This window comes from Lentzea aerocolonigenes (assembly GCF_000974445.1).
GTDB classification, from domain to species: Bacteria; Actinomycetota; Actinomycetes; order Mycobacteriales; family Pseudonocardiaceae; genus Lentzea; species Lentzea aerocolonigenes.
The window spans coordinates 173,696-195,988 of the sequence record NZ_BBOJ01000018.1; the positions used below are offsets into that span (position 1 = coordinate 173,696).

General features: G+C 69.0%; 22 protein-coding genes and 1 pseudogene. 16 read left to right on the top strand and 7 right to left on the bottom strand.

Translation table 11 applies throughout. The features are described from left to right. Window positions 1–843, bottom strand: coding sequence for an alpha/beta fold hydrolase (locus AOM45_RS32790; protein WP_030469320.1), 843 nt, complete (start codon window positions 841–843; stop codon window positions 1–3). Window positions 844–951: 108 nt separating this feature from the next. Between AOM45_RS32790 and AOM45_RS32795 the strand changes: the two genes are divergently transcribed. Beyond that, window positions 952–1,671: an SDR family NAD(P)-dependent oxidoreductase gene (locus tag AOM45_RS32795; protein WP_030469319.1), complete on the top strand. Its 720-nt coding sequence runs from the start codon at window positions 952–954 to the stop codon at window positions 1,669–1,671. On the opposite strand, the gene AOM45_RS32800 is transcribed toward AOM45_RS32795, so the two are convergent. Further along, window positions 1,634–2,233, bottom strand: coding sequence for a DedA family protein (locus AOM45_RS32800; protein WP_030469318.1), 600 nt, complete (start codon window positions 2,231–2,233; stop codon window positions 1,634–1,636). The genes AOM45_RS32795 and AOM45_RS32800 overlap by 38 nt on opposite strands. Before the next feature lie 88 nt (window positions 2,234–2,321). On the opposite strand from AOM45_RS32800, the gene AOM45_RS32805 reads away from it, so the two are divergent. The 8 genes from AOM45_RS32805 (at window position 2,322) to AOM45_RS32840 (ending at window position 8,987) form a co-directional block, all read left to right on the top strand. Beyond that, window positions 2,322–4,415 (top strand): helix-turn-helix domain-containing protein, encoded by a 2,094-nt coding sequence (locus tag AOM45_RS32805; RefSeq protein ID WP_030469317.1) that lies wholly within the window; start codon window positions 2,322–2,324, stop codon window positions 4,413–4,415. A 99-nt stretch (window positions 4,416–4,514) separates the two neighbouring features. After that, window positions 4,515–5,609: a hypothetical protein gene (locus tag AOM45_RS32810; RefSeq protein WP_035911289.1), complete on the top strand. Its 1,095-nt coding sequence runs from the start codon at window positions 4,515–4,517 to the stop codon at window positions 5,607–5,609. Then, window positions 5,606–5,899 (top strand): hypothetical protein, encoded by a 294-nt coding sequence (locus AOM45_RS32815; RefSeq protein WP_051783953.1) that lies wholly within the window; start codon window positions 5,606–5,608, stop codon window positions 5,897–5,899. The genes AOM45_RS32810 and AOM45_RS32815 overlap by 4 nt, the downstream gene beginning before the upstream one ends. Then, the gene (locus tag AOM45_RS32820; RefSeq protein ID WP_030469314.1) at window positions 5,896–6,513 is read left to right on the top strand and encodes an ESX secretion-associated protein EspG; all 618 of its coding nucleotides are present in this window, start codon (window positions 5,896–5,898) and stop codon (window positions 6,511–6,513) included. Before AOM45_RS32815 ends, AOM45_RS32820 begins: the two co-directional genes overlap by 4 nt. A 14-nt stretch (window positions 6,514–6,527) precedes the next feature. After that, complete coding sequence (locus AOM45_RS32825) at window positions 6,528–6,872, top strand: YbaB/EbfC family nucleoid-associated protein (RefSeq protein WP_030469313.1); 345 nt, start codon at window positions 6,528–6,530, stop codon at window positions 6,870–6,872. Further along, window positions 6,869–7,168 (top strand): type VII secretion target, encoded by a 300-nt coding sequence (locus AOM45_RS32830; RefSeq protein WP_030469312.1) that lies wholly within the window; start codon window positions 6,869–6,871, stop codon window positions 7,166–7,168. Before AOM45_RS32825 ends, AOM45_RS32830 begins: the two co-directional genes overlap by 4 nt. After that, window positions 7,165–7,941, top strand: coding sequence for a hypothetical protein (locus tag AOM45_RS32835; RefSeq protein WP_030469311.1), 777 nt, complete (start codon window positions 7,165–7,167; stop codon window positions 7,939–7,941). The genes AOM45_RS32830 and AOM45_RS32835 overlap by 4 nt, the downstream gene beginning before the upstream one ends. Beyond that, entirely contained in the window at window positions 7,938–8,987 is a 1,050-nt protein-coding gene (locus AOM45_RS32840) for a serine hydrolase domain-containing protein (RefSeq protein ID WP_035911286.1), read from the top strand. The genes AOM45_RS32835 and AOM45_RS32840 overlap by 4 nt, the downstream gene beginning before the upstream one ends. Here the strand turns inward: AOM45_RS32840 and sucD are convergent. Both sucD and sucC read right to left on the bottom strand, forming a co-directional pair. Next, entirely contained in the window at window positions 8,980–9,858 is an 879-nt protein-coding gene (gene sucD / locus AOM45_RS32845) for a succinate--CoA ligase subunit alpha (protein WP_030469309.1), read from the bottom strand. The genes AOM45_RS32840 and sucD overlap by 8 nt on opposite strands. After that, window positions 9,858–10,965 (bottom strand): annotated as a pseudogene (sucC, locus tag AOM45_RS32850) (ADP-forming succinate--CoA ligase subunit beta). The gene sucD and the pseudogene sucC overlap by 1 nt, the downstream one beginning before the upstream one ends. A 138-nt stretch (window positions 10,966–11,103) precedes the next feature. On the opposite strand from sucC, the gene AOM45_RS32855 reads away from it, so the two are divergent. From AOM45_RS32855 to AOM45_RS32880, 6 genes are all read left to right on the top strand, one after another. Next, window positions 11,104–12,789 carry a thiamine pyrophosphate-binding protein gene (locus tag AOM45_RS32855; protein WP_030469308.1) on the top strand — a complete coding sequence of 562 codons (1,686 nt, stop codon included), beginning with the start codon at window positions 11,104–11,106 and terminating at the stop codon, window positions 12,787–12,789. 9 nt (window positions 12,790–12,798) lie between these two features. Continuing rightward, on the top strand, window positions 12,799–14,028 hold the full coding sequence (gene frc, locus AOM45_RS32860; RefSeq protein ID WP_030469307.1) for a formyl-CoA transferase: 1,230 nt from the start codon (window positions 12,799–12,801) through the stop codon (window positions 14,026–14,028). Between the two features lie 23 nt (window positions 14,029–14,051). Next, complete coding sequence (locus AOM45_RS32865) at window positions 14,052–16,202, top strand: acetate--CoA ligase family protein (protein ID WP_030469306.1); 2,151 nt, start codon at window positions 14,052–14,054, stop codon at window positions 16,200–16,202. A 220-nt stretch (window positions 16,203–16,422) separates the two neighbouring features. After that, a complete protein-coding gene (locus tag AOM45_RS32870) occupies window positions 16,423–17,829 on the top strand; it encodes an Nramp family divalent metal transporter (protein WP_081902304.1) in 1,407 nt (468 codons plus the stop codon). Further along, a complete protein-coding gene (locus AOM45_RS32875; RefSeq protein ID WP_051783952.1) occupies window positions 17,829–18,260 on the top strand; it encodes a hypothetical protein in 432 nt (143 codons plus the stop codon). Before AOM45_RS32870 ends, AOM45_RS32875 begins: the two co-directional genes overlap by 1 nt. A 24-nt stretch (window positions 18,261–18,284) precedes the next feature. After that, on the top strand, window positions 18,285–19,235 hold the full coding sequence (locus tag AOM45_RS32880; RefSeq protein ID WP_051783964.1) for a TerC/Alx family metal homeostasis membrane protein: 951 nt from the start codon (window positions 18,285–18,287) through the stop codon (window positions 19,233–19,235). Here the strand turns inward: AOM45_RS32880 and AOM45_RS32885 are convergent. After that, window positions 19,226–19,432, bottom strand: coding sequence for a hypothetical protein (locus AOM45_RS32885; RefSeq protein ID WP_030469302.1), 207 nt, complete (start codon window positions 19,430–19,432; stop codon window positions 19,226–19,228). The two genes, AOM45_RS32880 and AOM45_RS32885, sit on opposite strands and share 10 nt — an antisense overlap. 255 nt (window positions 19,433–19,687) lie before the next feature. After that, window positions 19,688–20,413 carry a GntR family transcriptional regulator gene (locus AOM45_RS32890; RefSeq protein ID WP_030469301.1) on the bottom strand — a complete coding sequence of 242 codons (726 nt, stop codon included), beginning with the start codon at window positions 20,411–20,413 and terminating at the stop codon, window positions 19,688–19,690. Window positions 20,414–20,528: 115 nt separating this feature from the next. Between AOM45_RS32890 and AOM45_RS32895 the strand changes: the two genes are divergently transcribed. Then, window positions 20,529–21,506 (top strand): 2-dehydropantoate 2-reductase, encoded by a 978-nt coding sequence (locus AOM45_RS32895; RefSeq protein ID WP_030469300.1) that lies wholly within the window; start codon window positions 20,529–20,531, stop codon window positions 21,504–21,506. Here AOM45_RS32895 and AOM45_RS32900 read toward each other — a convergent pair. Beyond that, on the bottom strand, window positions 21,503–22,111 hold the full coding sequence (locus AOM45_RS32900; RefSeq protein ID WP_156093995.1) for a hypothetical protein: 609 nt from the start codon (window positions 22,109–22,111) through the stop codon (window positions 21,503–21,505). The two genes, AOM45_RS32895 and AOM45_RS32900, sit on opposite strands and share 4 nt — an antisense overlap. Window positions 22,112–22,293 lie beyond the last annotated feature (182 nt).

Below are 22,293 nucleotides of genomic sequence, written 5' to 3' on the forward strand. Positions count from 1 at the left end.
TCAGCCGAGGACTTCGCGCAGCTTCGCGCCGAACTCCTCCGGCTTGCCCGCCCAGCCGAACTCGCCGCCCATGAACCCGCCGTGGTGGCTGGGGAAGACGACCGCCTCCTGGCCGAGCAGCTTCGCGGTGTACAAGGCGGTGCGCGCGGTGAACGCGTTGCCCGTCTCCTCGCCGACCGCGATCACGATGCGCGTGGGCGCGGCCTTCAGCGCGTCGACCCGCGGGTAGTAGTCGGTGATCGCGAGCGACCGGGTGCTCAGCAACGGGTCGTCGCGCTTGCCGTCGTCCTCGGCCGGCATGCCGAACTGCGCGGGATCCGGTGCGGGCAGGGCGAAGTACTCGTCGGTGTACTCGCCCTGCCAAGAGCTCATCTGCATGAACGCGGCCATGCCCGAGCCCGATCCCTTGGCCTGGTAGGCCTCGATGAAACCGTCGCGGGCACGGCGGGCGGCCGGCGCGTCCGGCAGCACGTCGATGATCGGCGGCTCGTGCGCGACGAGCGTGACGACGTCGTTCGGGTAGGACGCCACGAGCTCCAGCGCCGTGACCGCGCCACCGCTGGACGCGAAGAGGTCGACCGGACCGCCGACGGCCTCGATCACCGCGTGCACGTCCGCGGCTTGCGTCTCGGGCGTGTTGTCCGTGCGGCCGTCGGATCTCGTGCTGCGGCCGAGGCCGCGCGGGTCGTAGGTGATCACGGTGCGGTCGGGGAACTGAGCGCGCAGGGCGGTGAAGCCGCTGGCGTCCATGGGCTGGCCGATCATCATCAACGGGCGGCCGCCCTCGCCGTGCACGTCGTAGGTGATGGCCGCTTTGTCTGTTTCGAGAACGTGTGTAGCCATGTTTTCTCCCCAGTCGGATCGGGTCTGAACAGCCTAGTCACAGACGTGAACCGCGGTCGGCCAACAGGCCGATCGACCTGCGTGTATTCGGCTGTTATCAAAGATCGCATGACGCGAACAGCAGTGGTGACCGGCGGCGGCACGGGCATCGGCAAAGCGGTGGCGGCCCGGCTCGTGGAGCAGGGTCTGGACGTGGTGATCACGGGCAGGCGGGAGGACGTCCTGAAGGCGGCGGCCGAGGAGATCGGCGCGCGGGCGGTGGTGTTCGACGCGGCCGATCCGGACGCGGTCCAGGCGGCGTTGAGCGATCTGCCGGCGCAGGTGGACGTCCTGGTGAACAACGCGGGCGGCAACATGACCCGGCGGCTGCCCGCGCCGGAGAACCTGGCGGACGTGCGGAACCTGTGGCTCGCCAACTACGAGTCCAACGTGGTCAGCGCCGTCCTCGTGACCACCGCGCTGGAGCCGCGGCTCGCCGACAACGCGCGCGTGGTGACCATCGGCTCGATCGCGGGCCGGCGCGGTTCGGGTGCCTACGGCGCGGCGAAGGCGGCGGTCGAGGCGTGGACGGCCGACCTCGCGTTCGCGGTGGGAGCGCGGGGGATCACGGTCAACGTGGTGTCACCCGGCGTCACCCAGGACACCGAGTTCTTCGGTGGAACGCTCAGCGAGGAGCGGCGCAAGAAGCTCGTCGGCAACCCGGCGAACGGCCGCGCGGGCACGCCCGCGGACATCGCCGCGGCGGTGGCGTTCGTGACCTCACCGGAGGCCGGGCACATCACCGCGCAGGTCATCGGGGTGAACGGCGGAGCCGGGCTCGGACGCTGAACGCGATCACCGCGAGCAGCACGACCAGCAACGCGATCCACGAGAACTCGGCGAGGTAGTGCTCGGCCGCCTCGCCGACGAAGTAGACGACAGCGGTCGTGCCGCCGGCCCACGCGATGCCGCCAGCCGCGTTGGCCAGCAGGAACTTCCCGTAGTGCATGCCCATCGTGGCGGCGAGCGGACCGGACAGGATCCGCAGCAACGCCACGAACCGGCCGAAGAAGACCGCCCAGGCGCCGTGCCGTTCGAACAGCGCCTGGGCGCGATCGACCTTCTCGGCGTCGAAGTGACGGGGGAACCTCTCGCCCGCCCATCCGAACACGCGCGGCCCGAACCGTTTGCCCAGCGCGTAACCGGTGCTGTCGCCGATGATCGCCCCCGCGGACGCGACCGCGCCGACGACGACCGGTGAGATGCCGTCGTGGTGCGAGGCCATCAACGCCGCCGTGACGAGGACGATCTCGCCCGGCAGCGGGATGCCGATGCTCTCGATGCCGACCACCAGCCCTACGACGACGTAGACCAGCACCGGTGGGATGGTGTGGAGCCACTGGGTCAGCACGTGATCGATCTTCCTCCTGCGGCGGAATCCGTGCAGCGGTCTCAGGTCCGTCGATAAGGTGTTGATCATTCGGGACCAAGGGGGCGGCGTGACCAGCCAGTTCGGCGTGCTGTTGCGTCAGTTGCGGCGGCAGGCGGGGTTGAGCCAGGAAGCGTTGGCCCATCGTGCCCGCGTAGGAATCCGAACGGTGCGCGGGTTGGAGACCGGCGAGCGGACCAATCCGAACGTCGAGACCATGCGGGCGCTGGCTGGCGCGCTCGGGCTGACCGGGGCCGAGCGGGCCGAGTTCTTCGCCGCCGCCGGACGTGACGAGCCGGTCCAGGCCGAGCCGGTGCGGTTCGACCCGCTGGCCGAGGCCGCGGAGACGTTGAAGGTCGCGGTCGAGGCGCGCTGGCGGAGGGAAGAGGAGCAGCGGCAGATCCACGACCCGGTGCCACTGCCCGTGCGGTGGGACGGGGCACCTGCGGAGCTGCAGGACAGCTGGCTCAACATCGGCGGAGAGGCCGACCTCGGCGGGCGGTTGGACCAGGTCGTCGAGGTCTACCGGAAGGTCGGGTCGCGGCGGCTCGTGGTCCTGGGACGCGCGGGAGCCGGGAAGACCGTGCTGACCACGCGGTTCGTTCTCGACCTGCTCAAGGCGCGGGACACGACCGACCCGGTACCGGTGATCTTCAGCCTCGGGTCGTGGCACCCGGAACGGATCGGGCTGCGCGACTGGATGGCCGAGCAGCTCATCCGCGACCACCCGTTCCTCGAGGCGCCGGGGCCCAGCGGCGGGACGGTCGCCGCGGCGCTCGTCGACGCGCAACGGGTGCTGCCCGTGCTGGACGGGTTCGACGAGATCGCCGCCGGATTGCACCGACCGGCGCTCAACGCGCTGAACACCACCACTCTGCCGTTGCTGCTCACCAGTCGTGTGGACGAGTACCGCGACGCGGTTGAGGGCACGGACGTGCTGACCTCGGCGGCCGCGGTGGTGGTGGCCGACCTGACGTCCGACGATTTAGCTGACTACCTGCCACGAACCACGCGCAAGAAGGTGTGGAAGCCGGTGCTCGACGAGGTGCGCGACGGTGGGCCGTTGGCGAAGGTGCTGGTCACACCGTTGATGGTGGCGCTCGCGCGGCGCATCTACAGCGACACCCCTGACCACGACCCGGCTGAGCTGCTGCGGTTCCACGACGCCGACGAGATCGAACGGCACCTGCTCAGCAGCTTCGTGCCCGCGGTCTACGGGACCGACGCCGAACGCGTGCGGCCGTGGCTCGGCCATCTCGCCGATCATCTGACCGAGCTGGGGACGCACGACGTCGAGTGGTGGCGGTTCGGCACGTCGTCGAAGGTCACCGGAGTGGGCGTCGGGCTCGCCGTCGGCCTGGCGGACCTGCTGCTCGAAACCCCCGTGGTCGGTGCCCTGACCACCAGGGGAGTGCTGTTCGCGGCGATGATCGGACTGGTCACCGGCCTGATCTTCGGTGTGGCGCACTGGCACGCGGCCCGGACGGCGCCGCTGGAACCCGTGCGCACACGACTGCGGCTGCGCGGCCGTGCCACCACGCGGGTGTGGTCGCGAGGCCTGCTCGGGCTGGCGTTCGGCGCAACGGTCGGTGCCGGCTACGGCCTGGTGCGGGCGATGGCGTTCTGGCTGGCCACCCCCGGTTCCGTGATGACGGCAGGGGTGCTGGTCGACGTCGGTGTGTTCGCCCTGGTGTTCGGGCTCGGAGCCGGACTGGTCTTCGCCGTCATCGCCGCGTTGGAGGCACCGCTGGACGTGCGTTCGGCGGGCGGTCCGGACGAACTGCTGGCGGTCAACCGGCGTGCCGTGCTCGTGCTGGGCGCGGTGACGGTTCCCCTGTTCGCGCTGTTCGTCGTGGCTGCGACCGGAGTCGTCATCAGCGGGTTGGTCGTCCTGCGGTTCGAGGTCGCCTGGAGTCCCGCGACGGCGTTGCTGATCGGGGTCGTCGGAGGTGCCGGGGGTGGCCTGGCCTACGGGCTGAGCCTGACCGCGTGGGGCCAGTGGGTGCTGTTCGCGCGCCTCTGGTTACCGCTGACCGGGCGCCTGCCGTGGCGGTTGCCGGCGTTCCTCGACGACGCCTACCGGCGTGGCGTGCTGCGGCGCGCGGGTGCGGTCTACCAGTTCCGGCACGCGCGGCTGCAGGAGCACTTCGCACGTTTGCGCTGATCACCGGTACCGGCCACAGGTGGCCGGTCGGGTGGCCTGGTCCCTCGTTCGGTTCGGCTGTGATCGTTTGCCGGGCCGGACGAGGGAGGGAACACAGGGGTGTCAGGCAACGAGTCACCGCCGAGCCAGATCAACTGGGAGGCGTACAGCCACGAAGAGCTGCACCGGATGCTGTGGCAGGACGCCGACGTCGCCGACGTGAGCACGGTCGCCGACGAGTGGACGCGCCACCGCGCCGCGCTGGACACGCACGCCGAGGTGCTGCGCGAGCAACGGACCGCGTTGCTCGACGGGTGGACCGGCGCGGCCGCGGAGGAGGCAGGAGCCCGGCTGGCCGCGCTGGCCGAGCGGATCGAGAAGATCAGCGCACTGTGCGCGGCGGGACAGCGGGCCGCGCAGGACTCCGCCGACGCGCTGGCGGCGGCGCGGGCCGCGATGCCACCGCCGCCGGACGGGACGACGACGCCGACAGCGTTGGCCTTGCCGACTGCGCCGACGCCGTTGGGCTCGCCGACCGCGCCTGCGCCGTTCGCCTTGCCGACGGCACCCGCGGCCGCGCCGTTCGCCTTGCCGACCGCGCCCGCAGCGTTCACGCCCACCACGTTCGCTCCGTTCACGCTGCCGAGCGCACCGGCTCCGATGTCCCTGCCGAGCGCCCCCACCGTGCCCGCCGGCACCTCGGGCTTCTACTTCTACTTCGGCGCCGCCGCGGCCGACCAGCAGAAACAGCAGGCCGTCCGCACGATGCAGACCTACGAGTCGAGTCTGAACGGCAGCGGCCGCCTCATCGACGACGCCCGCGCCAACGTCCCGCAGGCCGCTCCGTCACCGCGCCCTGCCGCACCGGCCGTGAAAACCCCGAGCTCCGGCGGCGTCCCGTGGCAACGCCTCGTGAGCGGCACCAGAGGCCCGGTGATCGGCGCCGCCACCCCGGTCAGCCAGCAGGTCGGTCAGCCGCTCAGCCCCGGCCTGCGCACCGGTGTCACCGGCCCGCACGCCGGCCTGACCGCGACCGGTCCGTTCACCGCGGACACCCGCGCGACCGCCCAGAACAACGCGATGGCGTCACCACCGCCCGGTGCCGCGCGCAAGGACGACGACCAGACGCACGAGAACCAGATGCCGACGCTCGACCACGACCTGTTCGCGGTGAACGAGCGGGTGTCTCCGGCGGTCATCGGGGAGGAGTCGTGACCGGCTTCGAGGTCGCACCGGACCGGCTGCAGGACCGGATCAAGACCCTGACCAGGCTCGCGGCGCTGACCGGTGACCTGGTGGCGACCGCGAGCAGGCTCGCCGAGCGGCAGCCGTTGCTCGGCACCGCTCCGCCCGCCCGTGACCTGTCGCACCGGCTCAAGGAGGCGGGCTCCGGGCTCGCCGGCGAGGTGAAGGCCGCCGAGCGCGAGGTGCGGGAGTTCCAGGACATGCTCGCCCAGATCAGGACCTCGTACCTCGAGGCCGACGCCGGGCAGGTGGCGCGATGATCGCCTTCGACCTCGTGGAGATGGACCTGCTCGCCACCCACGCCGGGGTGCGGTGGCCGTTCCCGTTGCGCGTGCCGTCGTTCGGCAGGCTCGCGGACGAACGGGCCGCGCTGCTGTCCGAGGCGGGCCACGCGTTGCAGGCGCGTGGGCTGGCCGAGGCGCACGGACCGGTCGGCGTGGCCGCGGAACTGGTGACGGCGCTGCACGAGCACACCGCCGTGGTGGACCTCGTCGTGCCGGGCACGGGCGCGGTCGCGATGGTCTACGGCGACGACGCGCTCGTGTGCACGCAGTCCGGCAGCACGGTCCGGGTGACGCACGTCGAGGCCGAGACGCTGGGCGACGAGCTCGTGGCGCTGGTGCCGCACGCGAAACCCGCACAACTGATGCCGATCACCCTGCCGCCCGGCGCCGGGCTCGACTTCGAGGTCGTCGCGCAGGGACAGGCCGGAGTGGTCCGCGGCGGTCAGCGCGCAGAAGTGTCCTGGTTGGACGGTGCCGGTGGCCGGGTCAGGGTCGACGTGGGCGAGGACGGCTGGGTCAGCGTGAATCCCGTGCGGCACAACGACCTGGTTCGAGCGATCGGTGAGCTCGCCGCAGTGGCGCGAGCCTAGAAGAGGGGGAGAAAGTGGATCCAGCACAGTGGCTGGCGGACTACCAGGAACGCCTGGAACGCGTCGCGTACAGCGCGCGGTCGGCGAGCGCGAGTCTCGCGGAGGTCGGGGCGAGCGCGACCTCGCCACGCGGTGAGGTCACCGTGACGGTGAACGCCGGTGGCGTGCTCGGCGACGTCGCGTTGACGCCGGCGGCGCGCAAGCTCGACGTCGACACGCTCGCGGTGCTGATCGTCAGCACCGCGCGGGAGGCGCAACGGCTGGCGAGCGCCCGCATGACCGAGATCATGGCGGACTACCTCGGTGAGAGCGACGCGCTGCACCAGGTCACGAAACACCTCCCGGAGGCCGTGCGATGAGCTTCACCGTCGACCACGAGCAGCTGCGCGGTCACGCCGCGACGCTCGCCGGGTGCGCGGACCGGTTGTCCGCCACCGGAAAGCAGCTCCCCGACCAGCTCGGCCAGGACTCGCTGGGCTCGTTCGCGCAGTTCCTGACCTCGGGCCTGGGCGCGGCGATGGGGGAGACGCTCGCGGCCTGCGCCCATGTCGCATCCACAATGGACAAGGTGGGCGCCGGTCTGCGGCAGACCGCCGACACCTACCAGCGCACCGACGACGACAACGTCGTGAACCTCACCGGGGCCGCCCGATGACCGCCACCACGACGGACGCGGGCACGATCGCCGCGCTGCTGAACGAACTCCGCACCACCACGAACGCCATCGCCGGTGACCAGTGGCTCTCCTCGGGCCTCGCGGGCACCCCCAAGGCCGACATCAGCCGGCTCGGCTCGAACGACAAACCGTTGCAGGCACTGGACAGCGCGGGCGTCGGCTTCCTCACGCCGATGATCTCGTTCCTCGAAGAGCCGCTGAACCAGTTGCGCGGCAACCCGGACGGCGTCGGGCAGGGTGCGAGCGAGTTCCAGAACGCGGCCAGGTCCGCCACCTCACTGGCCGAGGAGTACAGCTCCAAGGCGAGCAGCGAGACGAGCGGCTGGTCCGGTCAGAGCGCGACCGACTACGCCAAGACCGGCAAGGAGATCGCCGACGGCGTGTTGTCCGTCGCCGAGACCGCGCTGACCAACGCCACCGCGCTGATCAAGGCGGGCGAGGTGGTCGCCCAGGTCGTCGCCGAGGTGACCCGGCTGATCACCGAGGCGATCGGCAAGATCGTGCCGATCATGACCGAGGCGATCGCGGCGGCACCGGCGACGTTCGGGCAGAGCATCGCCGTGGCGATCCCGCAGTGCGTGCAGATCGCCGTCGAGTGCGGGGCGCAGATCGCGGTCAAGCTCGGTGAGCTGCTCGCGAGCGGCGAGAACCTGATCAAACTGGTCGAGGGCGCGCAGGCCGTGCTGAAGATCGTGAAGCAGGCGCTCTCGGTGATCGGCGACAAGAGCACCTCGGCGGAGGCGGCCTCGTGAAGCGACTCACCGCCGTGGTCTGCGCGTTCGTGCTCCTCGGCGTCGCGCCCGCGAAGGCCGACGACGCCGTGCGGACCGTGCTCGACCAGTACGCAGCCCAGGCAGGACCGGGCGTCGCCGTGCACACCGCGCGGTACACGCTCTCCGCGGGCACCGGGAAGATCAACGAACAACGCGCGATCACCGCGTCCGACCACTTCCGGATCGGCAGCCAGACCAAGACGTTCACCGCGGCGGTGGTCCTCCAGCTCGTCGACGAGCACCGCGTCGAGCTGGACGCACCGATCTCGCGGTACCTGCCCGGTGTCGTCAGCGGCAACTACAACGGCGACGTGATCACCGTCCGCCAGCTCCTGCAGCACACCAGCGGCCTCGTTCGCGACGTGCGTGACGCACGGGCGAACCCGGACGGCACGTTCTCCCTCGCCGAGCTGGTCCGCTCCGCGATGGACGAGCCCGCGCAGTCCGCGCCCGGTGCCGCGCTGAACTACTCCAACGTCGGCTACCTGGTGCTGGGCCTGCTGATCGAGAAGATCACCGCGAAGCCGGCGGGCACCGTGATCACCGAGCGGATCATCAGCCCGCTCGGCCTCACGCAGACCGCCTTCCCCGCGCCAGGGGATCGCGCGCTGAGCACCCCGTTCCTCAACGGGTACATCGGTGGCCGCCTGGGCCCGTTCTTCTTCTGGACCGAGGCGACCACCAGCCAGGAGCTGTCGTTCTGGAGCACCGCCGGCGCGATGTCATCCACTTTGGACGACATCCGGCGGTTCTACCGGGCACTGCTGGGCGGCCAGGTCGTCTCACCGGCGGCGCTGGCGGAAATGCGCCGCACGGTCAGCTCCTACGGCCTCGCGCTGGCCGAGGTGCCGCTGACGTGCGGGGGAGTGGCGTGGGGTCACAACGGATCGTTGCCCACCGGCCACTACTCGCTGACGCTGGCCACCGACGACGGCCGGTCCGTGTCGGTCGTGACCAACACGAACCAGCCCGGCTCACAGCCGTCCGCCATCGCGGTGGCGGACAAGGCTTTGTGCACTAGCTAGTCAGGACGGCACGTGCCAGGGCGGCGGTTTCGGACGGCGTCCTGCCGACCTCGATCCCCACCGCCTCCATGGCCTGCTTCTTGGCTTGCGCCGTGCCCGAGGACCCCGAGACGATGGCGCCCGCGTGGCCCATCGTCTTGCCCTCGGGCGCGGTGAAGCCGGCGACGTAGCCGACCACCGGCTTCGAGACGTTGTCCCGCACGAACTCCGCCGCCCGTTCCTCCGCGTCACCGCCGATCTCGCCGATCATCACGATCAGCTCGGTCTCCGGATCGGCCTCGAACGCCGCGATCGCGTCGATGTGCGTCGTGCCGACGATCGGGTCGCCGCCGATGCCGACGCACGTGGAGAAGCCGAAGTCCTTCAGCTCGTGCATCAGCTGGTAGGTCAGCGTGCCGGACTTCGACACCAGGCCGATCGAACCGGGCTTGGTGATGTCCGCAGGGATGATGCCCGCGTTCGACTTGCCGGGGCTGATGATGCCGGGGCAGTTCGGCCCGATGATCCGCGTGCCCGAGTCTTCGGCGTGGGCCCAGAACTGTGCCGTGTCGTGCACCGGGACGCCCTCGGTGATCACCACCGCGAGCCCGATCCCGGCGTCGATCGCCTCGATGACGGCGTCCTTCGTGAACGCGGGCGGCACGAACAGCACCGACACGTTCGCGCCGGTCTCCCGCATCGCCTCGGCCACCGTGCCGAACACAGGGAGCGTGACGTCGTCGAACCCCATTGAGGTGCCTGCCTTGCGCGCGTTCACGCCGCCGACGACCTGCGTGCCCGCCGCGAGCATGCGGCGGGTGTGCTTGGAGCCCTCCGAGCCGGTCATGCCCTGCACGACCACGCGGCTGTGCTCGTCGAGGAAGATCGCCATCAGGACTCCTGTCCGGCGCCGGCGAGCGCGGCGGCCCAGCCCGCCGCGTCGTCCATCGTGTGCGCCACGGTGATCAGCGGGTGTCGTGCCTCGTCGAGGATGCGGTGGCCGGCCTCGGCGTTGTTGCCGTCCAGCCGCACGACCAGCGGCTTGTCGGCGCGGTCGCCGAGGAGACCCAGTGCCTGCACGATTCCGTTGGCCACCGCGTCGCACGCGGTGATGCCGCCGAAGACGTTCACGAACACGCTGCGCACCGACGGGTCGGAGAGGATGACGTCGAGGCCGTCGGCCATCACCTGGGCCGAGGCGCCGCCACCGATGTCGAGGAAGTTCGCGGGCGCGGCACCCGGCCAGCGCCACGACGTCCAAAGTGGACATGACGAGACCGGCGCCGTTTCCGATGACGCCGACCGTGCCGTCGAGCTTGACGTAGTTCAGGCCCTTCTCGGCCGCCCGCACCTCCAACGGGTCACCCTCCGCGCCCGAATCGGTGCGGGAGTGCCGGAAGGACGCGTTGTCGTCCAGCGTCACCTTGCCGTCGAGCGCCACGATCCGGCCGTCCTTCGTGCGCGCCAACGGGTTCACTTCGACGAGTGTCGCGTCCTCGGAAACGAAGACCTTCCACAACGCGGAAGCGACTGCGTTCACTTCCGTCGCGATTTCCGGTGGAAACACCGCAGCTGCGTCGAAGGACGAAGCGGGCATTCGAGTGATGGAGTCCGCCATCTCCTCGATCTCCACGCCGCCGGTGGCCGACGCCATGCCGATGAACGTCCTGTTGGCACGATCGAGCAGGAACGACAGGTAGTACTCCTCGGCGATCTCGCTCGCCTCGGTCACCAGCACCTTGTGCACGGTGTGGCCCTTGATGTCCATGCCCAGAACGGCCTCGGCCGCGGCGAAAGCTTCGTCGGGCGACGAAGCGAGCTTGATGCCGCCCGCCTTGCCGCGTCCGCCGGTCTTCACCTGAGCCTTGACGACGACCGTGCCGCCCAGCTTCGCGGCTGCCTCGCGCGCGGATTCAGGAGTGTCCGCCACAAAACCACGCGGAACGGGCACTCCGTGGCGCTCGAAGAGGTCCCGCGCTTCATGTTCGAAAAGATCCACCGTGTGCGTCCTTCCGCCGAAAACTTGCGGCCATCTCTGGACATCCGGTTGATAGCGGAGTAACGATATGCCTACCTCATACGGTATGCAATCTACAGTCGAGCGCTGCAGCCGGCGCTGGGGAGGAGCTGGTCACTGATGACGACTTCCGCGGAGCCGGAACAGATCTCGGGTGGGCATCTGGTCGCCAAGGCGCTCAAAGCCGAGGGTGTCGACACCATCTTCACGCTGTGCGGCGGCCACATCATCGACATCTACGACGGCTGCGTGGACGAGGGCATCGCCGTCGTCGACGTACGACACGAACAGGTCGCGGCACACGCGGCCGACGGCTACGCCCGCATCACCGGCAAGCCCGGTTGCGCCGTCGTCACGGCGGGTCCCGGTACCACCGACGCCGTCACGGGCGTCGCCAACGCGTTCCGCGCGGAGAGCCCGATGCTGCTGATCGGCGGCCAGGGTGCGCTGAGCCAGCACAAGATGGGCTCACTGCAGGACCTCCCGCACGTCGACATGATGACGCCGATCACCAAGTTCGCGGCCAACGTCCCGCACACCGCGCGGATCGCGGACATGGTGTCGATGGCGTTCCGCGAGGCCAACGCCGGTGCGCCCGGCCCGTCGTTCCTGGAGATCCCGCGCGACGTCCTCGACGCGAAGGTGCCGCTGAGCACGGCCCGCATCCCGCAGGCAGGCCACTACCGCGCGTCCACGCGCAGCGCTGGTGACCCTAGGGACGTCGAGAAGCTCGCGGACCTGTTGGTGCACGCGAAGAAACCCGCGATCCTGCTGGGCAGCCAGGTGTGGACGACGCGCGCCACGGACTCGGCGATCGAGCTCGTGCGGACGTTGAACATCCCCGCCTACATGAACGGCGCGGGCCGCGGCACCCTGCCTCCCGGCGACCCGCACCACTTCCAGCTCTCCCGCCGCTACGCCTTCGACAACGCCGACGTCATCGTCATCGTCGGCACCCCCTTCGACTTCCGGATGGGCTACGGCCGCAGGCTCTCGCAGAACGCGACGGTCGTGCAGATCGACCTCGACTACCGCACGGTCGGCAAGAACCGCGACGTCGACCTCGGCATCGTCGGCGACGCGGACCTGGTCCTGTCCACCGTCACGCAGGCCGCCTCCGGCCGCGAGGACAACGGCGCGATGGGCCGCAAGGTGTGGCTGGAGGAGCTGCAGGCCGTCGAGGAGAAGGCCCGGCAGAAGCGCCTGGAACACCTGCGTTCCGACGACATGCCGATCCACCCGTACCGGTTGGTGAGCGAGATCAACGACTTCCTCACCGAGGACTCCGTCTACATCGGCGACGGCGGCGACGTCGTCACGTTCTCCGGTCAGGTCGTGCAGCCGAAGTCGCCAGGCCACTGGATGGACCCCGGTCCACTCGGGACGCTCGGCGTCGGCGTCCCGTTCGTGCTGGCCGCGAAACTGGCCAGGCCGGACAAGGAGGTCGTGGCCCTGTTCGGCGACGGCGCATTCAGCCTCACCGGCTGGGACTTCGAGACGCTGGTCCGCTACAACCTGCCGTTCGTCGGCATCGTCGGCAACAACTCGTCGATGAACCAGATCCGCTACGGCCAGGCAGCGAAGTACGGCCTGGAACGCGAGCGCGTCGGCAACACGCTCGGCGACGTCCGCTACGACCAGTTCGCCAAGATGCTCGGCGGCTACGGCGAGGAAGTGCGCGACCCCAAGGACATCGGTCCAGCGCTGCAACGCGCCCGCGAGTCCGGCAAGCCGTCGCTGATCAACGTGTGGATCGACCCCGACGTGTACGCGCCCGGAACCATGAACCAGACGATGTACAAGTAGGTGAGCGAGATGGCCAAGGCCCTGGAAGGCGTCAAAGTCCTCGACATGACGCACGTGCAGTCCGGACCGTCGTCGACCCAGCTGCTCGCCTGGCTGGGTGCGGACGTCATCAAGCTGGAGACGCCGGGACGCGGCGACATCACGCGCGGCCAGCTGCGCGATCTGCCCGATGTGGACAGTCTCTACTTCACGATGCTCAACTGCAACAAGCGGAGCATCACCCTCAACATGAAGGCTCCTGAGGGCAAGGAGGTCTTCGAGAAGCTGATCGCCGACGTCGACGTCCTGGTCGAGAACTTCGGACCTGGTGTCGTCGAACGGTTCGGCTACCCGTGGGAGAAGCTCCAGGAGCTCAACCCCGAGCTGATCTACGCCTCCATCAAGGGCTTCGGGCCCGGCCGCTACGCCGACTTCAAGGCGTACGAGGTGATCGCGCAGGCCATGGGCGGCTCGATGAGCACCACCGGGTTCGAGGAAGGCCCGCCGCTCGCCACCGGCGCGCAGATCGGCGACTCCGGTACCGGAATCCACCTCGTGGCGGGCATCCTCGCCGCGTTGTACCAACGCACGAACACGGGCCGTGGGCAACGCGTCCAGGTGGCGATGCAGGACGCCGTGCTCAACCTGTGCCGGGTGAAGCTGCGCGACCAGCAGCGGCTCGCCCACGGGCCGCTGGGGGAGTACCCGAACGAGCAGTTCTCCGACGAGGTCCCCCGCTCCGGCAACGCCTCCGGTGGTGGCCAGCCCGGCTGGGCGGTGCGCTGCGCCCCCGGCGGCCCCAACGACTACATCTACGTGATCATCCAGCCGGTCGGGTGGAAGCCGCTGACCGAGCTGATCGGCAAACCGGAGCTCGCCGACGACCCCGCTTGGGCGACGCCGGAGGTGCGGCTCTCCAAGCTGGACAAGGCGTTCGCGCTGATCGAGGAGTGGACGGAGAAGCACACCAAGTGGGAGGTGATGGACAAGCTCAACGCCCACAACATCCCGTGCGGACCCATTCTGTCCACAAAGGAGATCATCGAGGACGAGACCCTGGCCGAGCTCGGCATCGTCGTCGAGGTCGACCACCCCGAGCGCGGCACGTTCAAGACGGTCGGCAACCCGCTCAAGCTCTCCGACTCGGAAGTTCCGGTACAGCGCCCGCCGCTGCTCGGTGAGCACAACGACGAGGTCCTCGGCGCGCTGGGCTACAGCACCGAACGACTGGCCGAACTCCGCACCGCCGGCGTCATCTGACACCTCTAGGGAGACGAGATCTCATGCCGGACAACGGCTACGACCGCGCCGCGGTCGAGAACGTGCTCGCGAAGGTGCGGGCGGAGGGACGGTCGTCGCTCACCGCGCCGGAGGGCAAGCGGGTCTGCGACGCCTACGGGATCGCGACCCCGGCCGAGGCGCTGGCGAAGTCGTCGGAGGGCGCCGTCGCGTTCGCCGAGGAGATCGGCTACCCGGTCGTGCTCAAGATCGTCTCACCGGACATCCTGCACAAGACCGAGGCCGGCGGCGTCCTCGTGGGGCTGCGCAACTCCGCCGAAGTGGCGGAGGGCTACCGCACGATCATCGACAACGCCCGCAACCACAAGGCGGACGCCGAGATCACCGGTGTCCAGGTCCAGCAGCAACTGCCGACCGGCCACGACGTCCACGAGGTCATCGTGGGCGCGGTGACGGACGAGACGTTCGGCAAGATCGCCGCGTTCGGCCTCGGCGGTGTCCTGGTCGAGGTGCTCAAGGACGTCACGTTCCGGCTGGCGCCCACCAGCACGTCCGAGGCGTTGTCGATGGTCGACGGCATCGCGGCCGCCGAGATCCTGCGCGGTGTGCGAGGTGCGCAGGGCGTCGACACCGTGAAGCTCGCCGACCTGATCCACCGCGTGTCGGACCTGGTCACGGACTTCCCGCAGTTCGCGGAGGTCGACCTCAACCCGGTGCTCGCCACTCCCGGTGGCGCCACCGCGGTCGACGTGCGGATCCTGGTCGACGAGAACGCCGCCGTGCAGCCGCACCGGTTCACGCAGGACGAGATCCTCGCCTCGATGAACCGGATCATGAAGCCCGCCGCCGTCGCCGTGATCGGTGCCTCGAACGAAGAGGGCAAGATCGGCAACTCGGTGATGAAGAACCTCGTCAACGGCGGGTTCCAGGGCGAGATCCACCCGATCAACCCCAAAGCCGACGAGATCCTGGACCGGAAAGCGTTCGCGAGCATCGCCGACGTCCCGGGAGACGTCGACGTCGCGGTGTTCGCGATCCCGGCGAAGTTCGTGCCCGCCGCCCTGGAGGAAGTGGGCAGGAAGGGTGTCGCCGGCGCGATCATGATCCCGTCCGGCTTCGGCGAGACGGGCAACGTCGAGCTGCAGGAAGAGATCGTCACGATCGCGCGCAAGCACGGCGTGCGCATTCTCGGCCCGAACATCTACGGCTACTACTACACCCCGGAGAACCTCTCGGCGACGTTCTGCACGCCGTACGACGTCAAGGGCGGCGTCGCGCTGTCGTCGCAGAGCGGCGGAATCGGCATGGCGATCCTCGGGTTCAGCCGTTCCGCGGGCATGGGCGTCTCCGCGATCGTCGGCGTGGGCAACAAGGCCGACATCGACGAGGACGACCTGCTGACGTTCTTCGAGCAGGACCCGAACACCCAGCTCGTCGCGATGCACCTGGAAGACCTCAAGGACGGCCGGTCGTTCGCGGAAACCGCCAAGCGGGTGTCGACGAAGAAACCGGTCGTCGTCCTGAAGGCGGGGCGAACCGACCAAGGTGCCAAGGCCGCGAGCTCGCACACCGGCGCGTTGGCCGGCAACGACCGCGTCTACGACGACATCCTCAGGCAGAGCGGTGTCATCCGCGCACCCGGCCTGAACGACCTGCTGGAGTACGCGCGCGGCATCCCGCTGCTGGCCACGCCGAAGGGCGAGAACGTCGTCATCATCACCGGCGCGGGCGGCTCGGGTGTGCTGCTCTCGGACGCCTGTGTGGACAACGGGTTGTCGCTCATGACGATTCCGGACGACCTCGACGCGGCGTTCCGGAAGTTCATCCCGCCGTTCGGCGCGGCGGGCAACCCGGTCGACATCACCGGCGGGGAACCGCCGTCGACGTACCGGAACACGATCGCGCTCGGACTCGCGGACGACCGCATCCACTCGTTGATCCTGGGCTACTGGCACACCATCGTCACGCCACCGATGGTGTTCGCGAAGCTCGTGGTCGACGTCGTGGAGGAGTACCGGGCGAACGGCATCCACAAGCCGGTCGTCGCCTCGCTCGCCGGCGACGTGCAGGTGGAGGAGGCCAGCGAGTACCTGTACCGGAACGGAGTGGTTGCGTATCCGTACACAACGGAGAAACCTGTCGCAGTGCTGGGTGCGAAGTACCGGTGGGCACGTGCCGCTGGTCTGCTTGGGTAGCAACAGGGTTCTTCTGTAGCAAGGAACAGATGGCCCGTCCGCGACCGTGACACGCCCACGGTCGCGAACCCGCCAGGGAGGTCAACGAAGACAGCCGGTCCTCTGGAGGTTGTTAACCGTGGATGATCCAAATCTGGTCGCCCGCACGGAAGTGTCAGCACCACCCGACAGTGTTGAATTCTCTCGGGAACGTGTCTGGCCCGCGGGTAGGCTGGAAGCGATGCCCATCAGGAAACTGCCCGACGCACCACCGTCGATTCACCTGCTGGGCCCCACCGTCTTCCTGGTGGCTCTGGGCGTGGGCATGGGCGAGTCCTACATGTGGCCCCGCCTGGTGCTGGTCTTCGGGCCGGACATCAGGTGGCTCTTCCTGATCGGCGTGACGCTGCAGGCCGTCGTCATGCTCGAGATGGCGAGGTACGCGATGGCGACGGGGGAGAGCATCTTCTTCGGCGCCGCGCGCGTGTTCAAACCGATCATGTGGTTCTTCTTCGTGGTCGCGGTACTCGTCTACATCTGGCCAGGCCACCTCTCCGCGGGAGCGGCGGCCTTGGAGAAGATCACCGGTATACCCTGGACGGTGTCGGCGTGCGTCGGCCTCGTCCTGGTCGGGATCCTGTTCAGCCTCGCCAAGGTCATCTACAACCTGCTCGAGAACCTGCTGTCCATCCTCATCGGACTGCTCGTCGTCAGCACGGCGGTGGTGGCGGCGATGGTCGGCACGTGGAGCGACCTGACCAGCACCGTGACCGGCATGTTCCAGTTCGGGTACTTCCCGGCGCAGGCCATGTCGCCGGAGTGGTTCCCGATCATCGTCGGCTCGATCGCGTTCGCCGGACCGTCCGGCATGCAGCAGATGTGGTACACGCTGCACCTGCGCGACAGCGGTGCCGGCATGGGCGCGCACATCCCGAAGGTCCGCGGGCTGCGGCACGCGGGCGACGAGGAGAAGATGCCCAGCCGGGGCTTCATGTTCGACACCGAGGACTCCGCCGAGCTCGCGAAGTGGAAGGGCTGGCGGCGCTGGGTCACGTTCGACGCCCTGCTGCTCTTCTGGGGCATCACCATGCTCGTCACGGTTTCTTTCACGGTCCTCGCGCAGTCGGCCTCGCGCACCTCGCCGGACGTCAAGGCGCTCATCGAGTCCGGTGAACGCGAAGCTGCGCTCAACGCCATGTCGGACGCCTTCGCGTCAGCCGGTGGACCGGTGCTGGGAGCGGTCTTCCTCGGGTTCATCGCGTTGATCGGCCTCAACGCCACGCTGGGTCTCTTCGACTCGTTCTCGCGCGGCCAGGCGGACATGACGTACCACTTCGTGCCCGGCGCCAAGAAGTTCCGGATGTCGCACCTCTACGCGGGATTCCTCTGGGGTGTCATCACCTTCGGCATCCTGATCCTGCTGTTCGGACCGGCCGACGGGCCCGGGGCGATCCTCGACGTGCTCGCGTTCCTGTCGACGTTCGCGATGGGCGCGTACTGCGTGGTGCTGCTGCTGGTGAACAACCGGATGCTGCCCAAACCCATCAGGCCCAAGCTGATCACGAACGTCATCATCGGCTTCGGCGCGGTGTTCTACCTGGGCATGCTGTTCTTCAGCCTCTTCAAGTTCGGTGTGGTGGTGGGCTGATGACGCAGTTCCGTGAAGGAATCCCCGGCGCGTTCGTCGGTCTCGCCGCCGGGCTCATCGCGGGAGGGCTGGCCGCGCTCGTCGGCCAGCCGCTCGGGTGGGCTCTGGTCACGACGGTGGCGCTCGGCCTGACACTCGGGGCGTTCGGCGGTGCGTTCGGCCTGCTGGTGGCGGCAGGCCGGCTCCCAGCCGGACGTTTCGCTCCCGTGGCGCTCTACTGGCTGGTCGCGTTCCCGTTGGCGCGCCTGGTGCACGAGGTCACCGTGGGCCTGGTGCTCACCGGTCAGGCTCGGCTGCCCTCGGATCTGGCGGGTTTCCTCGCCTACCAGGGGATCGTGAGCCTCGGTTGGGCCATCGGCTTCCTGTGGCTGCACGAACGCGTCGCGCTTCGCCTGCGTCAATCGCGTTCGGGTGCCGCCGCTGCCCGCTGACCTTCCGCCGAAGGAGCGAGAATGCTGGATCTTCCTGTCTGGGTGTGGATCGCGACCTTGGGCGGACTCGCCGTCGTGATCGCGTTCGACCTCTTCCTGGTGGTGCGCAAGCCCCGCGAACCGACGTTTCGCGAGTCGGTCTGCTGGGTCCTGTTCTACGTCGGTCTGGCCGTCCTCTTCGGACTCGGGGTGGCGCTGTTCGCCGGTGGGCAGCACGGTGGCGAGTTCTTCGCCGGCTGGATCACCGAGTACTCCCTCAGCGTCGACAACCTGTTCGTGTTCGTGCTGATCATGGCCCGGTTCGCGGTGCCGCGGGAACAACGGCAGAAGGTGCTGATCGTCGGCATCCTCCTGGCGCTGGTGCTGCGCGCGATCTTCATCGCCGTCGGTGCCGAGGCGATCTCCCGGTTCGACTGGCTCTTCTACGTCTTCGGTGCGTTCCTCATCTACACCGCGTGGAAACTGTTGGCGCACAACGAGAGCGAAGAAGCCGAGTTCTCCGAGAACGCCGCGTTGCGCGCAGTGCGGAAGGTGTTTCCGCGCGCCGGCCCACTGCTGATCGTCATGGTCGCGGTCGGCACCACGGACCTGCTCTTCGCGGTCGACTCGATCCCGGCGATCTTCGGGCTCACCAAGGAGCCGTACCTCGTGCTGACCGCGAACGCGTTCGCGTTGATGGGCCTGCGCCAGCTCTTCTTCCTGGTGGGCGGTCTGCTGGATCGCCTGGTGCACCTCAGCAAGGGCCTCGCGGTGGTGCTCGCGTTCATCGGGCTCAAGCTGATCTTCGAGGCGATGCACCACCACGGTGTGTCGTGGGCTCCGGAGATTCCGATCGTGGTGTCTCTCGGCGTGATCGTCGCGACCCTGGCGATCACCACGGTGTGGAGCCTGCGCACCTCCCGGCGGGCCGCCCGTGCCGCCGTGGAGGAGGCTGAAGCGCAGCGTTCCCAGCGTGTCGAGGGCGCTCAGCCGTGAATCGTGTGGCCCTCGGAGTCCGTGTCCTTACCCTCAAAGCCTGGGCGCAGCGTCTTCGCCACGGCCGCGACGGCCTCGGAGTCCTTGCGCTGCTCGTTCAGCGCGGTGGACAGGCCGAGACCGATCGCGCGGCCGTCGGCGGAGGCGCCCCCACGCGGCTGGGTGAGCGAGCGCGCGAAGTTCTTCAAGCGGGACATGGTGTTCCTCCTGTCGATGGTCGCTCCCGAGGCGCGCAAGAGCCCAACAGGCCAGAGTTCAACAGGCACTGTCGTACGGGAGGTGCAGGGCTGCGGCCGGGGTCTCAGTCAGTGGGTACCCGGTTCGGGTACCTCTTGATCCCGTCCCTGACACCATTCAGCATACTGCGTTTTGTATGCAATCCTCGGCCATCGTGTCGCGGATCACCCGTGTGGCACCAAATGACCGTTTTAGGGTGATCCGCGCGTAACGCCTCAATTACTCTCGGTTGAAGTCTCCGGGGTCCTGTGCTCGTGGTAGGTCTGCCGGGTCTGCTCCGCGTGACGGTGCATGACCTCGCCCGCTCGCTCGACGTCACCGTCGGCGATCGCGGCGACGAGCTCGGCGTGCTCCTTCCACGAGTCACCGCTGCGTGGACGGGCGATCGGGGTGTAGTACCAGCGGACTCGGCGGTCGACCAGTCCGATCATCTCGGACAGGACCTTGTTGCGGCCGATCGCCGCGATGGCCGCGTGCAAGTCGGCGTTCGCCTTGACCAGGCGTTCGACGTTGGCGGTGACGAGAGCCTCCTCGCCCGACTTCTGCAGCCTCTTGAGCATCTTCACGTCGGACGCGGTGGCGTGCTCGGCGGCGAGCTTGGCGGAGTAGGTCTCCAGCACGCTGCGCACGGCGAGCAGCTGGTCGGCCTCCTCTTCGGTCGGTGTGTGCACGAACGCGCCCTGGGCGGGACGGAGGTCGACCCAGCCGTCGGTCTGCAGCCGCTGGAGGGCCTCGCGCACCGGCTGCCTGCTCACGCCCAGGTACTCGGCGAGCTCGGCCTCGACCAGGTGCTGGCCGGGGGCGAGCGTCCGGTTGACGATGAGCTCGAGCAGGGCGTCGTAGACGGCCTGTCGCAGCGGTGCCGGCCGTTCGACCCGGCGGCTCGCCGCGGCGCTGAGCGAACCCTTGGCGGCTCGGCGGCCACTGGGCAAAGAGGTCATGCGCGACAGAATACAGCTTTTGGTATGCAAAAAGCACTTGTAGGGATCTGGTCGTGTTGTCCGTATACTGTATGCAATCCTGCTAGGTGCAACCCTTGAGCGAGCGGGGCGTGACATGAAGATCGCTGTTCTCGGAGCTGGAGCGATCGGTGCCTACGTCGGTGCGGCCTTGCATCGTGCGGGCGTGGAAGTCGACCTGATCGCGCGCGGAGCCCACCTCGCCGCCATGCGGCAGCACGGCGTGCGGGTGCTGAGTCCGCGCGGTGACTTCACCGCACGTCCACACGCGACCGACGATCCGCGCGAGGTGGGCGAGGCCGACTACGTGTTCCTCGGCCTGAAGGCGTACTCGTACGCGTCGTCGGGCGACCTGCTGGCCCCGCTGCTGGGTCCGGACACGGCCGTGATCGCGGCGCAGAACGGGATCCCGTGGTGGTACTTCCACGGCCTGACGGGCCATCCCCTCGAAGGGCAACGGATCGAGGCCGTGGACCCCGGCGGCTCGGTCACGGCCGTGCTGCCGATGGAACGGGCGATCGGCTGTGTCGTCTACTGCTCGACCGAGATCGAGGCGCCGGGCGTGATCCGGCACCTGGAGGGCACGCGGTTCTCGATCGGCGAGCCGGATCGCAGCATTTCCCCGCGCTGTGCCGCGTTGAGCGAGGCCATGGTCGCCGGTGGGCTGAAGTGTCCTGTCGAGAAGGACGTCCGCGAGGACATCTGGATCAAGCTCATGGGCAACGTGGCGTTCAACCCGTTGAGCGCCCTGACCCGCGCGACGATGGTGGAGATCTGCGACCACTCGGACAGCCGCGACCTGGTGGCGCAGATGATGGCCGAGACCCTGACCATCGCGCGGGCCGCGGGCTGTGACCCGCGGATCTCCATCGACCAGCGCATCGACGGCGCCCGCCGCGTCGGGCACCACAAGACGTCGATGCTGCAGGACCTCGAAGCCGGCAAACGGCTGGAGATCGACGCGATCATCGGCGCGGTGGTGGAGATCGCCGAGCTGACCCGCGTGCCTGCCCCGACGCTGCGGCACGTCTACGCGGCGATCGACCTGCTGTCGCGCACGTCGGTGGTGTCCTAGGCCAAGCTCTTGACGACGGCACCGTTCTCGTCCAGCACGCGGATGCTCGGCACGTCCTGGGCGTCCACCGAGAGCACGATCCGGGGCCTGCCCTTCGAGTCGTTGAGCGCGAGCACCGCGCCGTCCGCCGTCGACCACACCAGCTCGACCCTGGTGGGCATCGGAGGTGTCTGCCCGACGGGCAGGCGCGGGTCGGGCATCTGCTTGAAGAACAACGCGGTCGCGCCGTGCTCGCCCTGCCACCTGGTGCCCAGGGTGATGGCCTGGGCGTTGACGTAGTCGAGGGAGAAGCTCGCTTCCGACGCTCCCGCGACGATGCCGCCGCGCTCGGAACCGTTCTCGTCGTTGAAGATCAGATAGGTGCCGTGCTCGGGTCCCTGACGCTGCTCGGCCGGGATCACGGTGCCGCCGATGATCACCGGCGGACGGCGCGTGTCGGCGAGGACGCGCTGGCGTCCCCTGTTGTCCCGCACGGTGAAGGACGGGCGAGCCTCGCCGCCTCGCGATTCGGGGGCCGCGGTCGCCGTCGGGGTGACGACTGCGCCCGCGGTGACCGCGAACACGGCTCCTCGCAGGGCGGCACGCCGGGGCATCGGTGATGTCATGCCCGCAGTGAACCGGTACCGACACCGATGATCACTGGGGCAGGCCACCGTTGCCGTGGTGGGGGCCGCCCCAGTGAGGCGCGCGGCCGATGCGCGTGCCGTGCGCTGAGGCGGGCCGCGGGGCAGCGCAACGCCGTGACCGAGGCCGCCGTCCGCGCACCTCGGCACAGGAGTGTTCCGAG